Origin of the sequence: Actinomadura sp. 7K534 (assembly GCF_004348575.1) — a bacterium.
GTDB lineage: Bacteria > Actinomycetota > Actinomycetes > Streptosporangiales > Streptosporangiaceae > Spirillospora > Spirillospora livida.
In genome coordinates this window covers 15,397-27,657 of the sequence record NZ_SMKB01000087.1, presented here as the reverse complement: position 1 = coordinate 27,657, position 12,261 = coordinate 15,397, and the positions used below count along the sequence as shown (strand labels likewise).

The following is a 12,261-nucleotide window of genomic DNA, read 5'->3' as shown; positions in this document are numbered from 1 at the left end:
GGTCAGGGGAGCGGGGCGTCCGGCGCGGGGGCGGCCGCCCCGGGAGGGCCGCACGGGTCCGAGCCGGGCGGGGCCCCTGGGACGCCCGCACCGTCGGCCGCGCCGGACGGCGCGCCGCTCGCCGGCGCCTCGCCCGCCGCCGCGTTCGAGCAGACGCTCGCGGGCGGCGAGGCCGGGTCGCCGTGGCCGTTCTGGGTCGCGACGGCCGCCGCCGCGACGGCCGTGCCGGCCGCGCGTTCGGTGCTCCGCCGCAGGCCGGGGCGGTATGCGCGGCGCCGCGGCGCCGATCCCGGCCCTTGATCCCCGGCCGGACTCCGGTACAGTCCTCGACTTAGGTAAGGCTTACCTAATAAAGCCCTACCTTTCGTTCCCCGCGAAAGGAAGCCATGAAGCAGGCGACCAGACGGATCACCCGCGGCGGCGCGGTACTCGCCACCGCCGGGCTGATCACCCTCGGGCTCGGCGCGGCACCCGCGTTCGCCGCCGGTCCCGCGACCACCGTCACGCCGGACTCCGGCGCAGACCCCGCCGGGCAGGACCTCACCGTCAGCGGCAGCGGGTTCAACCCCGACGCCAACAACGGATTCGGCGTCTACGTCGTGTTCGGCCCGAAGAACGCCGACTACGCCACCAACGCCGGGACGTTCCAGGTGTCGAAGTGGGTGCACAAGAACGGGGCGCCCAGTCCCGGGCAGGACAAGATGAACGCCGACGGCACCTTCAACGTCACCCTCCCCGGCGTCAAGGCGCAGTACACCGACGGGAACGGCGTGTTCCACGACTGCCTCAAGACGCAGTGCTACGTCATCACGATGGCCGCGCACGGCGTCCCCGACCGCAGCCAGGACACCTTCACCCCGGTCACGTTCACCGGCGGCGAGAACCCGACCGACCCCGGCCCGGGTGATCCCGGCGACCCGGGCGAGCCCGGGGCCGGGACGGGGCGGCAGACCCTGAACACCACGGTGAACAACGGCGCCCTCACCCTCTCCTTGGAGGGGAACACCGCGCAGCTGAGCACGGTGGCTCCGGGCGAGCACTCCACCGGCGCGCTGCGCACCGCGACGGTCACCGACGCGCGCGGCACCCAGGCGGGCTGGAACCTCGTCGGCGAGGTGACCGACTTCAGCCACGCGCAGGGCGGGACGATCCCGAAGGGGAACCTGGCCTGGACGCCCACCGCGCAGGTGGTGGACGACGGCTCGCAGGGCTCGGTGACCCCGGGCGCCGCGGGCTCGCTCGGCGGGGCCCGGACGCTGGCGTCGTCGGCCGCGGGCAGCAGCGGCGGCGTGTTCCAGGCGGGTGCCGGGCTGGACCTGAGCGTCCCGGCCGGGACCTCGCCGGGTGACTACACCGCGACCCTCACCCTGACCCTCTCCTAGAGAAACAAGGCTTCGTCCCAGGGACGGAGAAAGGGCGGGGTGGGAATGGTCGAAGCATCCCCACCCCGCCCGCACAAAGAGTACGCGGAGCCCAACTGATGAAAGCCTTCCGTGGCGGGGCCCTCGCGGCGGCGATGATCGCTCTCGCCGCCTGCCTCACCGTGCCGGCGAACGCCGCCGCGCCCGCCGCCGCACCCGCCGCGCCCGCTCCGGGCGGGCACACCTGGTCGGTGAAGCCCGCCGGCACGAAGGGCCAGTCCCGGCGCGACTTCTTCGTCTACACGCTCTCCCCGGGGCAGCGGGTGCGCGACAAGGTGGTGATCAGCAACCTGAGCGACCGCGCGCTCACCTTCCGGGTGTACGCCACGGACGCCTTCAACACCGCGGACGGCTCCTTCGCCCTCCTCACCGCCGACCGGCAGGCCACCGGCATCGGCACGTGGCTCTCGACCGGGGGCGCCCCGACCCGGACGGTCGAGCCCGGCAAGTCCGTCACGGTGCCGTTCACGCTGACCGTCCCGTCCGGCGCCACCCCGGGCGACCACTCCGGCGGCGTGCTCGCCGCCGTCACCGAGCAGACCACCGGCGCGCAGGGGCAGCGGGTCAACGTCGACCGCCGCGTCGCCGCCCGGGTCTACGCGCGCGTCAACGGGGCGCTGTCGTCGTCCCTGCAGGTGGAGTCGCTGAAGGTCGCGTCCGAGAGCCCGCTGCTCGGCACCGGCGACGTCAGGGTCACCTACCGGATCCGCAACGCCGGCAACGTGCGGCTGGCCGCCACCGCGCGGATCGGCGTGACCGGCCCGTTCGGCACCGACCTCGGCGGGCCCGTCTCGCGGCAGGTCCCTGAGCTGCTGCCGGGCAACGCCTACACGTTCACCGACCGCGTCCGGGGCGTGCTCCCCGCCGGGCCGCTCACCGCGTCCCTCGGGCTGACGCCGCTCGACCCGATGGAGACCGGCCCGGCCGCAGCGCGTCCCACGGTCCGGACCGCCCGCTGGTGGGCGACGCCTTGGCCGGCCGTCGCCGCCCTCGTCCTCGCCGCCGCCGGTGCCGGCTACCTGGTGCGCCGCCGCAGGAGCCGGGCATGAGCGCGCTGCTGGCGGGCGTGCTCGCCGTCCCCGCCCTCGTACTGGGCGCCCCGGGCCCGACCGTCGAGGTCGACCGCACCGAGGTCCGGGTGGGCGAGACGGTCACCGTCGACCTGGCCGCCTGGCCCGCCGGTAACGTGCTCATCGAGCTGTGCGGGAACGGCGCCGAGCGCGGTTCCGCCGACTGCGCCGTCGCGGCCGCCGCGACCACGCACGTGGGCGCAGAGGGGCGCGGAACGGCGATGGTCACCATCGTGAAGCCGCCGATCGGCTGCCCCTGCGTCATCTCCGCCCAACCGGTGGCGGGCGGCCGGGCCCGCACCGTCCCGGTGAAGATCGCGGGCGTGCCGACGCTCACCGCGGCCCAGCGCCGCACGGCGTCCGCCGGGCCCGCCCTCGACCTCACCGTGTCCGGGGTCGGCGTCACGGGCGGCGGGCCGTCCGCCGCGTGGCTCGGCGGACCGGCCGAGCGGACCGTGGCGTTCACCGTCCGCAACACCGGGAAGGCGCCGGTCACCGACCCGCCGCTCACCCTCGCGGCCGGGCGCGGCGCCGAGCCCACCGGAATCCTCGACGCGCCGGAGATCGGGACGCTCGCGCCCGGCGAGGAGCGCACGTTCGAGGTCGAGGTGAAGCTGCCGGGACCCGCGTTCGGCCGGTACACGGTCGTCGGCGAACTCACCGGCATCGACCGCCCCGCCCGGTTCACGGCGCACACCTCCTCCTATCCGTGGGCGCTGCCGCTGCTGCTCGCGCTCGCCGTCCCGGCGACCGTCGTCAGGGAGCTCACCCGCAAGGGCGGGCGCCGCCGCGCGGTCGCCTCGCACACCGGCACGGCCCTCATGCCCCTCGTCCGGCCGGGCGGCGCGATGCACGGCCCGGCCACCATGAACGAGGTGGTCGCCGCGAACATCGGTCAGTGGCGCCGCGTCCGGAACCTGCCGAGGACGGCGCTCGCCGAATCCCTCACCGCGCTCACCGGCACGCCCTGGACCGCCGACCAGATCGAGCGCGCCGAGACCTGCACCCCGCCCCGCCGGTTCGACGCCGACGAGCTGTTCGCGTTCAGCCGCGCGCTCGACGTCCCCGTCCCCGCGCTGCTCATCCCGCCGGCCGGGGGCACGGCGGACGGAGGTGAACCGGAGGGCGCGAAATGACCGTCCCGTTCTTTCGCGGGCATGTCGAGAACGTGCGGGCCGCTCCGACCAATGGGTGAGCGGCGCCGGAGGGGCGCCCAAGGGAGGGATCGACATGAGCAAGGTGACCTGCGACATCGGGATGTCCGTCGACGGCTACGTGGCCGGGCCGAACCAGCGGCTGGACGAGCCGCTCGGCGACAACGGCGAGCGGCTGCACCGGTGGATGTTCGAGGAGCCCGACGCCCACACCGACGTCATCGAGGCCATCACGGCGGCCGGGGCGTTCGTCATGGGCCGCAACATGTTCGCCTCGGGACGCGGCGAATGGGACCTGGACTGGAACGGCTGGTGGGGCGAGGAGCCGCCCTACCACGCGCCGGTGTTCGTCCTGACGCACTACCCGCGCGAGCCCGTCCCCATGAAGGGCGGCACGACGTTCAACTTCGTCACCGGCGGGATCGAGGCCGCGCTGGCGCAGGCGCGGGAGGCCGCCGGCGACCAGGACGTCGCGATCTGCGGCGGAGCGCAGACGGTGAACCAGTACCTCGCGGCGGGCCTGATCGACGAGCTGCGCCTGCACATCGCGCCGATGGTCCTCGGCGCGGGGGAGCGGCTGTTCACCGGCGTCGGCGACCTCCGGCTCGAACCGGCCGCCGTGTCGGGCACCGGCATGGTGACCCACGTGACCTACCGGATTTCCCGGTAGCCCTGCTTGGGCGGGCGCCCGCCGCACCGGCCGGTGCGGCGGCCACCCGGCCGGGGAAGAGTTGCTAGTATTAGCAATTGCCATATTTGGTAAACCGATCACCCAATCAGCAGAACGCCGCCGGGTGGACCCAGTATCACCGGCCGGCCGCTGCGGAGACCCCGAGGGGCCGCCTGCCGTGAGCACGCCGCTGTACCAGCTCAAGGCCGAGTTCTTCAAGACGCTCGGGCACCCGGCCCGGATCCGGGTGCTGGAGCTGCTGAGCGAGCGCGACCACGCGGTCGCCGAGATGCTGCCGGTGGTCGGGATCGAGCCGGCCCACCTGTCCCAGCAGCTCGCCGTGCTGCGCCGGGCGGGGCTGGTCGTCTCCCGCAAGGAGGGGGTGACGGTCATCTACTCGCTGACCAGCCCCCAGGTCGCCGACCTCCTCGCGGTCGCGCGCTCGATCCTCACCGGGGTGCTCACGGGGCAGGCGGAGCTCCTGGACGACCTGCGCGCCGACCGCCCGCCGGGCGACCGCCGGTCCCGCTAGCGCGGGCGGGCCGGGCCCGCCCGTTCGTTGCACACCTCAACGATTGCTAATATTGGCAATTGCGCAGGATGCGAAGATTCTCGCAGCCGCGCGGCCCTGTCCGCCATCGCACGTCGGGGAACCCGGTGAGAGAGCTGCTCCGCAAGATCATCAAGACCGGTCGGGTCGCCGAGGACCCGCCCGCGCGCCCCGGGGGCGCCGTGCCCGAGGCCGCGGGCGAACTGCGGGGATCGGTCCAGATCCGGCACGTGGACGCCGGGTCCTGCAACGGCTGCGAGGTCGAGATCGCCTCGGCGTTCGGGCCCGTCCACGACGCCGAGCGGTACGGGGCGCGGCTGGTCGCGTCGCCCAGGCACGCCGACGCGCTGCTGGTGACCGGGCCGGTGACCCGCAACATGCGGGTGGCGCTCCGGCGCACCTACGAGGCGGTGCCGGAGCCGAAGGTCGTGGTGGCGCTCGGCGACTGCGCCCGCGGCTGCGGCGTGTTCGCCGAGGCGTACGGGGTGGCGGGCCCGGTGGACGACGTCGTCCCGGTCGACGCCGAGGTGCCCGGCTGCCCGCCGGAGCCGGAGGCGATCGTCGCGGCGCTGCGCGGGCTCACCGGCCGATGACGAACCCGACCGGTGCCGCCTTCTGCGCGGCCCTGGCGCTCGGACTGCTCGCCGCCGCCGCTGCCGCGCTCCCGCGCCGGGTCCGCCCGGCGGCGGTGGGCGCGGCGACGGCCGCCGCGGGGGCCGCCGCGGTCGCCGCCGGCCTCTCCGCGATGGCCGGCCGCCCCTGGTCGGCATGGCTGCCGGACCTGCTGCCCCTGGCCGGCGTGCGGCTGGCGATCGATCCGCTGGGCGGGCTGTTCATCGCCGTCACCGGCGCGGTCGCGGTGTGCGCCGCCGTGTACGCGGCCGGCTACAGCCGTCCGGGCCGGGACCGGCCGGACGCCGGGCACGGACTGGACGGCCGGGCCGTGCAGGCCATGCTGCCGCTGTTCGTGCTGGCGATGCTGCTGGTGCCCGCGGCGGCGAGCGTGACCACGTTCCTGCTCGCCTGGGAGCTCATGGCGGTCACGTCGCTGCTGCTGGTCGTCGCCGAGCACCGGCGACGGGCGTCGGTGGGGGAGGCCGGGCTCTGGTACGCGGTCATGACCCACCTGGGACTTGTGGCGATCCTCGCGGGCCTCGCCGGATTCGCCGCCGCGTCCCACGGCGAGTCGTTCGACCGGCTGCGGGAGGCCGCGGACGGCCTGCCCCCGGCCGTGCGGAGCGCCGTCTTCGTCGCGACGCTGGCCGGGTTCGCCTCCAAGGCGGGCATCGTGCCGCTGCACGTCTGGCTGCCGCGCGCCCACCCCGAGGCGCCCAGCCACGTGTCCGCGCTGATGAGCGCGGCGATGGTGAACATGGGCGTGTACGGGATCGTCCGCGTGGGCCTGGACCTGCTCGGCGGCGGGCCGGCGTGGTGGTGGCTGATCGTCCTCGCGGCCGGTGCCGTGTCGGCCCTGTACGGGGTCCTCCAGGCGGTGGTGGCCACCGACCTGAAGCGGCTGCTGGCCTACTCGACCTGCGAGAACATGGGCCTGGTCCTCGTCGGCGTGGGCGCGGCGGGCCTGCTGTCGGTCTCGGGCGCCCGCACCATGGCGGCGCTCGCGCTGACCGCGGCGATGCTGCACGTGGTCAACCACGCGGGCTTCAAGACGCTGCTGTTCCTCGCCGCCGGGTCGGTGCTGCGCGCGACCGGGACCCGGGACCTGGACGCCCTCGGCGGCCTGCGCTCGCCGATGCCGGCCACGACCGCGCTGTTCGGCGTCGGGGCCCTGATGGCCTCGGCGCTGCCGCCGGGCAGCGCGTTCGTCAGCGAGTGGCTGCTGCTGCAGAGCCTCGTCCACGCGCTCCCGGAGGGCGGCACGGTCGCCGCCGTCACCATGCCGGTCGCGGTCGCGGTGGTGGCGCTGTCCGCGGGCCTCGCGATCGCCGCGTTCACCAAGGCGTTCGGCGTCGGGTTCCTGGCGCGTCCCCGCGGCGCGGGCGCCGAGCGGGCGCACGAGAGCCCCCCGGCGATGATCGCCGGGATGGTCCTGGCCGCCGCGGGCTGCGTCGTCGCCGCGCTGGCGCCGGGGCTGATCGCCGACGGGCTGTCCCGCGCCGCCGGTGTCGCGGCGGCGGTGGCCGGGCCGGCCGCCGACCCCGTCACCGGCCCCGTCGTACTCCGGCCGGCCGGGATGCCGAGCACCATGTCCCCGCTCCTGATCACCGTCGCGCTGCTGGTCGCGGCCGTCGTGCTGATCGGGGTGCTCCGGGCGGCCGCGGCCGGCCGGGCCCGCCGCCGGGCCCGGCTGTGGGACTGCGGCGCCGGACCGGCCTCCGCGCGGATGGAGTACACCGCCACCTCGTTCGCCGAACCGCTGGTGCGGGTGTTCGACGACGTCCTCGCGCCCGATACCGACCTTGACGTCACCCCGGTCGAGGAGTCGGCGTACCTGATCGACAGCGTCCGCTACCGGACCGAGGTCGCCGACCGGGTCGAGCACCGGCTGTACCGGCCGGTGCTGGCGGCGGCCCGCTGGACCGGCCGCGCCGCCCGCCCGCTGGCGAACGGGAGCGTCCACCGCTACGTCGGCTACGGCTTCTACGCCTGCACCGCGATGCTGATCGTCCTGGCGGTGACCCGATGAGCGCCGCGGGGACCGTCGGCGCGGTCGCCCAGGTCCTGCTGGTGGCGGCGGGCGCGCCGCTGCTGGTGGGCGTGATGCGGCAGGTCCGAGCCCGGCTGGAGGGACGCGCCGGGGCCGGCGTCGCCCAGCCGTGGCGCGACCTGCGCAAGCTGCTGCGCAAGGAGCCGATCGCCCCGCACGGCACCGGCGTGCTGTTCCGCGCGGCGCCGCTCGTGCTGGCGGGCACCGCGCTGGTCGCCGCCGGGGTGGTCCCGCTCGTCACCACCGCCTCGCCGCTGGACGGCATCGCGGACCTGTTCGCGGTGATCGCGCTGCTGGCGCTCGGCACGGTGTTCCTCGCGCTCGCGGGCCTGGACACCGCGACCGCGTTCGGCGGCATGGGCGCCAGCCGCGAGATGGTCGTGCTGGCGCTGGTGGAGCCGACGATCCTGCTGTCGGTGTTCGCGCTGTCGGCGCGGGTCGGCTCCACGAACCTCGGTGAGATCGTCACCACCACGCTCCACGACCCGCAGCTCGTGGTGTCCCCGGTGAGCCTGCTCGCGGCGGTCGCGCTGGCCATCGTCACGATCGCGGAGACGGGGCGCATCCCGGTGGACAACCCGTCCACCCACCTTGAGCTGACGATGATCCACGAGGCGATGGTGCTGGAGTACGCCGGGCCGGACCTCGCCCTCGTCGAATGGGCGTCGGCGATGCGGCTCACGGTGCTGCTCGGCCTGTTCGCCAACCTCTTCGCGCCCTGGGGCATCGCCGGGACGTCGCTGCTCATGCTGCCGGTCGCGCTGCTGGCGTTCAGCGCCAAGGTCGTCGTCCTGGGCGGCGCCCTCGCCGCCGGTGAGGTGTTCATGGCCAAACTGCGGATGTTCCGCGTCCCCGAACTGCTGGCCGGCTCGTTCCTGATGGCGCTGCTCGCCGTCGCCGCCTCGTTCTTCCTGGCGGGGCCATGAGCGGCGGCCTCTACGTCCACGCCCTCGACATGGCCGTCGGCGCCCTGCTGCTGGCGGGCGTCCTCGCGCTGTGGCGGCGCGACCTGGCGGCCATCGTCCGGCTGTTCGCCGTCCAGGGCGCGGCCCTCGCCGCCCTCGTCGCCGTCCTCGGGCTGCACGAGGGCCACGCGGCGACGGTCGCGCTGGCCGCCGGGATCCTGGTGCTGCGCGCCGCCGTGCTGCCGCTGATGCTGCGCCGGGCGATGCTCGCCGGCGGGGCGTTCCGGGAGACCGAGCCGGTGGTGAACGTGGCCTCGTCGCTGGTCGCCGCCGCGCTGCTGGCGCTGCTGTCGTTCGCCGTGACGCGCCCGGTGGTGGAGCTGGCGCCGTCCCCGGCCACCCGCGCCGTGCCGGTGGCGCTCACCGTCGTCCTGCTCGGGTTCTTCGTGCTGGTAACCCGGCGCCGCGCGCTCTCCCAGGTGGCGGGGTTCCTGATGATGGACAACGGCATCACGGCCGTCGCGTTCCTGACCACCACGGGCGTGCCGTTCATCGTGGAGCTCGGCATGTCGCTGGACGTGCTGCTGGCGGTGCTGGTGCTCCAGATCCTCACCGCCCGCATCCGCGACGTGTTCGGCGACAGCGACCTGGACGACCTGCGGGAGCTGCACGACTGATGATGACGACGATCCTGCTCACCGCCCCGGTCGCCGTGCCGGTGCTGGCCGGCTGCGGGTACGCCGCGTTCGGGTGGCGCCGCGGCACGGCGTGGCTCGCCCCCGCCGCCGCGGCCGGCGTGCTGGCGGCGGCGCTCTGCCTCGCGGTCCTGGCGGCCGACCGGCCGCGCACCGGGCTCGGCGGGCTGCTGCGCGCCGACGCCCTCACCGCGCTGATGCTGCTCGTGATCGGCGCGGTCGCGCTGCTGGCGATGCTCGCGAGCCCGTCCTACCTGGCCGCCGAGCGGGCGGCGGGCCACGCCACCCCCGCCGACACGCGCCGGTACGGGCTGCTGACGCAGGGGTTCATCGCCTCGATGGCGCTGGCCGTGCTGGCGTCCAGCCTCGGTGTCCTCTGGGTCGCGGTGGAGGCGACCACGATCGTCACCGCGTTCCTCGTCGGGCACCGCCGCACCCGCAACGCCGTCGAGGCCGCCTGGAAGTACGTGGTGATCTGCTCGGCCGGGATCGCGCTGGCGCTGCTCGGCATCGTCCTGCTGCACTTCGCGGCTCGGCACGCGCACGTCCCGTCGTCCGGCGCGCTCGACTGGGCCCGGCTGACGGCGCACGCCGCGTCCCTCGACCCGGACGTGACCCGCATCGCCGTGGCGCTGCTGATCCTCGGGTTCGGCGCCAAGGCCGGGCTCGCCCCGCTGCACGCGTGGCTGCCGGACGCGCACGGCCAGGCCCCCGCCCCGGTGTCCGCGCTGATGTCGGGCGTCCTGCTCTCGGTGGCGCTGTACGCCGTCCTGCGCGTGAAGGTGATCGCCGACGTCGCGCTCGGCACCGGCTTCGCCCGGACGCTGCTGCTGATCCTCGCCCTCGCCTCCGTGGCGGTGGCGGCCGCGCTGCTGCTCGCCCAGCGGGACCTCAAGCGGATGCTCGCCTACTCCAGCATCGAGCACATGGGCCTGCTGGCCCTCGGCACCGCGATCGGGACGCGGCTCGCCATGGCCGCGGTCCTGCTGCACATCCTCGGCCACGGGCTCGCCAAGGCGGTCTCGTTCCTGGCGGCGGGCCGCGTCCAGCAGTCCCTGGGGACCAGCCGCATCGACGCCGTCCGGGCCCTGGGCGGCCGGGCACCGGTGCTCTCGTTCTTCCTCGGCGCCGGGCTGCTGGCCCTGCTGGGATTCCCGCCGTTCACCCTGTTCGCCACCGAGGTCGCGATGGTGCGGGCCGGGTTCGCCACCGGACTCGGCTGGGCCGTGACGGCCGCGCTCGTGCTCACACTGGTCGTCATGGCCGCCGTCTCCGCCCGGATGGCCGGAATGCTGCTGGGATCCCGCCCCGACGCCCCCGGAGCCGCCGCGCTCCCCGCGACCGGGCCGGCCGCCCCCGGGCCGGCCACCCCCCGGCCGGCCACCACCGGGCTCCGGCCGCCGCGCCTGCTCACCGCCGCGATGGGCGCGGGCCTCGCCGCCTGCGCGTTCATCGGCGTGACCGCCTGGCCGCTTCGCCCGCTCCTCGACGCCGCCACCGAGATCGTTACGGGGGTCTCCGGATGACTTCGGACGAACACCGCACTCCAGATGAACGCCGCACGACGGACATCGACGCCGATGCCCTTCCGGAGCGGGCCGCCGGGCTCCTCGGCCGCGGCGACCGGCTCGCGCTCACCGCCGCCCACCACGACCCCGACGCGCTGCGCGTGGTCTACCTGTTCACCGGGGCGTCCCCGGACCGGCGCACCGAGCTGCAGGTCCGGCTCGACCCCGGGCGGCCCGCCCTGCCGAGCCTGGCCGGGCTCAGCTTCCCCGCCGGGCGGTTCGAACGCGAGATGCGCGACCTGTACGGGATCGTCCCCGAGGACCATCCGCTGCCGCGCCGCCTCGTCCGGCACCACCACTGGCCCCGCGGCTGGTACCCGATGCGCGCCGACGCCGGGCCGCCGCCGGAGTTCGGCGACCCCGAGGGCCCCTACCCGTTCGTCAACGTCGAGGGCCCCGGCGTGTACGAGATCCCGGTCGGGCCCGTCCACGCGGGCATGATCGGCCCCGGCCACTTCCGCTTCTCCGTCGTCGGCGAGAGCATCCTCAAGCTCAAGGCGCGGCTGTGGTTCGTGCACCGGGGCCTGGAGAAGCTCTTCCACGGCCGCCTGCCCGGCGACGCGCTGCCGATCGCCGAACGCGTCAGCGGCGACACCACCGTCGGCCACGCCCTGGCCTTCTGCATGGCGGTCGAGGACGCCACCGGAATCGAGGTCTCCCCGGGCGCCCGGCGGATGCGGGCCATGCTCCTGGAGCTCGAACGCCTCTACAACCACGTCACCGACCTCGGCGCGCTGTGCAACGACGTCGGCTACTCCATCATGAACTCCCAGTTCGGCCGCATCCGCGAAAGCCTGCTGCGCCTGAACTCCGAGGTCACCGGGCACCGCCTCCTGCGCGGCGGCGTCGTGCTCGGCGGCGCCGCCCTGCGGACCATCCCCGCGCCCGCGCGGCTGACCGCCATCGCCGAGGACGCCGCCGAACTCGCCCGCCTGGCCCTCTCCCACACCGTGGTCGCCGACCGCTTCACCGGCACCGCCGAACTGCCCGCCGAGGCCGCCCGGGACCTGGGAACGCTCGGCTACGTCGCCCGCGCGAGCGGCCTCGACACCGACGCCCGCCGCGACCACCCGTTCACCGACCTCCGCCCCTCCCTGCGCGTCGCGACCCGCACCACCGGCGACGTCCTGGCCCGCTTCCAGGTCCGCGCCGAGGAGATCGCCGTCTCCGCCGCGCTCATCGGGGACCTGGCCTACGGCATGTCGCCGGGCGTGGTCACCTACTGGCCGCCGCTGGCCCCGCCGGCCGCCCCCGTCTCCGGCGTCGGCATCGTCGAGGGCTGGCGCGGCACCATCGTCCACCGGGTCGAACTGGCCCCCGACGGCACACTCACCCGCGCCAAGATCGTCGACCCGTCCTTCTTCAACTGGCCGGCCCTCCCGATCGCCCTGAACGGCGTGATCGTGCCCGACTTCCCCCTGGTCAACAAGAGCTTCAACCTCTCCTACGCCGGCAACGACCTGTAGGACGCTCCCGGAGCGCCGGCCGAGGCCGAGCCGATGACGCGGGATGATTAACCCCCGCACAGAGGGTATGGCGCCGAACACGTTCGGTGATTGCGCC

11 protein-coding genes and 1 pseudogene are annotated in these 12,261 nt (G+C 75.1%); all 12 read left to right on the top strand.

What is annotated here, in order from left to right; genetic code table 11:
• Positions 1-300 (top strand): annotated as a pseudogene (locus E1266_RS38055) (hypothetical protein); the annotation flags it as partial.
• Between the two features lie 86 nt (positions 301-386).
• Positions 387-1,382: a WxL domain-containing protein gene (locus E1266_RS18625; protein ID WP_132048626.1), complete on the top strand. Its 996-nt coding sequence runs from the start codon at positions 387-389 to the stop codon at positions 1,380-1,382.
• Between the two features lie 98 nt (positions 1,383-1,480).
• Entirely contained in the window at positions 1,481-2,470 is a 990-nt protein-coding gene (locus E1266_RS18620; protein ID WP_132048624.1) for a DUF916 domain-containing protein, read from the top strand.
• A complete protein-coding gene (locus E1266_RS18615; protein WP_132048622.1) occupies positions 2,467-3,627 on the top strand; it encodes a hypothetical protein in 1,161 nt (386 codons plus the stop codon). Before E1266_RS18620 ends, E1266_RS18615 begins: the two co-directional genes overlap by 4 nt.
• 94 nt (positions 3,628-3,721) lie before the next feature.
• On the top strand, positions 3,722-4,315 hold the full coding sequence (locus E1266_RS18610; protein ID WP_132048620.1) for a dihydrofolate reductase family protein: 594 nt from the start codon (positions 3,722-3,724) through the stop codon (positions 4,313-4,315).
• A 178-nt stretch (positions 4,316-4,493) separates the two neighbouring features.
• The gene (locus tag E1266_RS18605) at positions 4,494-4,847 is read left to right on the top strand and encodes a metalloregulator ArsR/SmtB family transcription factor (RefSeq protein ID WP_132048618.1); all 354 of its coding nucleotides are present in this window, start codon (positions 4,494-4,496) and stop codon (positions 4,845-4,847) included.
• Between the two features lie 125 nt (positions 4,848-4,972).
• Positions 4,973-5,458 carry an NADH-quinone oxidoreductase subunit B family protein gene (locus tag E1266_RS18600; RefSeq protein ID WP_243718556.1) on the top strand — a complete coding sequence of 162 codons (486 nt, stop codon included), beginning with the start codon at positions 4,973-4,975 and terminating at the stop codon, positions 5,456-5,458.
• Positions 5,455-7,509: a proton-conducting transporter membrane subunit gene (locus E1266_RS18595; protein WP_132048616.1), complete on the top strand. Its 2,055-nt coding sequence runs from the start codon at positions 5,455-5,457 to the stop codon at positions 7,507-7,509. Before E1266_RS18600 ends, E1266_RS18595 begins: the two co-directional genes overlap by 4 nt.
• On the top strand, positions 7,506-8,456 hold the full coding sequence (locus E1266_RS18590) for a respiratory chain complex I subunit 1 family protein (protein ID WP_132048614.1): 951 nt from the start codon (positions 7,506-7,508) through the stop codon (positions 8,454-8,456). The genes E1266_RS18595 and E1266_RS18590 overlap by 4 nt, the downstream gene beginning before the upstream one ends.
• Positions 8,453-9,112: a hypothetical protein gene (locus E1266_RS18585; protein WP_132048612.1), complete on the top strand. Its 660-nt coding sequence runs from the start codon at positions 8,453-8,455 to the stop codon at positions 9,110-9,112. The genes E1266_RS18590 and E1266_RS18585 overlap by 4 nt, the downstream gene beginning before the upstream one ends.
• Positions 9,112-10,656 carry a proton-conducting transporter membrane subunit gene (locus E1266_RS18580; RefSeq protein ID WP_132048610.1) on the top strand — a complete coding sequence of 515 codons (1,545 nt, stop codon included), beginning with the start codon at positions 9,112-9,114 and terminating at the stop codon, positions 10,654-10,656. The genes E1266_RS18585 and E1266_RS18580 overlap by 1 nt, the downstream gene beginning before the upstream one ends.
• Positions 10,653-12,164: an NADH-quinone oxidoreductase subunit C gene (locus tag E1266_RS18575; RefSeq protein WP_132048608.1), complete on the top strand. Its 1,512-nt coding sequence runs from the start codon at positions 10,653-10,655 to the stop codon at positions 12,162-12,164. The genes E1266_RS18580 and E1266_RS18575 overlap by 4 nt, the downstream gene beginning before the upstream one ends.
• The last annotated feature ends 97 nt before the right edge of the window (positions 12,165-12,261 follow it).

Bases quoted from the DNA above. Each gene is read 5' to 3' on its own strand.
- E1266_RS18595 (WP_132048616.1), top strand. From the start codon at position 5,455: ATGACGAACCCGACCGGTGCCGCCTTCTGCGCGGCCCTGGCGCTCGGA.
- E1266_RS18610 (WP_132048620.1), top strand. From the start codon at position 3,722: ATGAGCAAGGTGACCTGCGACATCGGGATGTCCGTCGACGGCTACGTG.
- E1266_RS18575 (WP_132048608.1), top strand. From the start codon at position 10,653: ATGACTTCGGACGAACACCGCACTCCAGATGAACGCCGCACGACGGAC.
- E1266_RS18580 (WP_132048610.1), top strand. From the start codon at position 9,112: ATGATGACGACGATCCTGCTCACCGCCCCGGTCGCCGTGCCGGTGCTG.
- E1266_RS18620 (WP_132048624.1), top strand. From the start codon at position 1,481: ATGAAAGCCTTCCGTGGCGGGGCCCTCGCGGCGGCGATGATCGCTCTC.
- E1266_RS18590 (WP_132048614.1), top strand. From the start codon at position 7,506: ATGAGCGCCGCGGGGACCGTCGGCGCGGTCGCCCAGGTCCTGCTGGTG.
- E1266_RS18615 (WP_132048622.1), top strand. From the start codon at position 2,467: ATGAGCGCGCTGCTGGCGGGCGTGCTCGCCGTCCCCGCCCTCGTACTG.
- E1266_RS18625 (WP_132048626.1), top strand. From the start codon at position 387: ATGAAGCAGGCGACCAGACGGATCACCCGCGGCGGCGCGGTACTCGCC.
- E1266_RS18585 (WP_132048612.1), top strand. From the start codon at position 8,453: ATGAGCGGCGGCCTCTACGTCCACGCCCTCGACATGGCCGTCGGCGCC.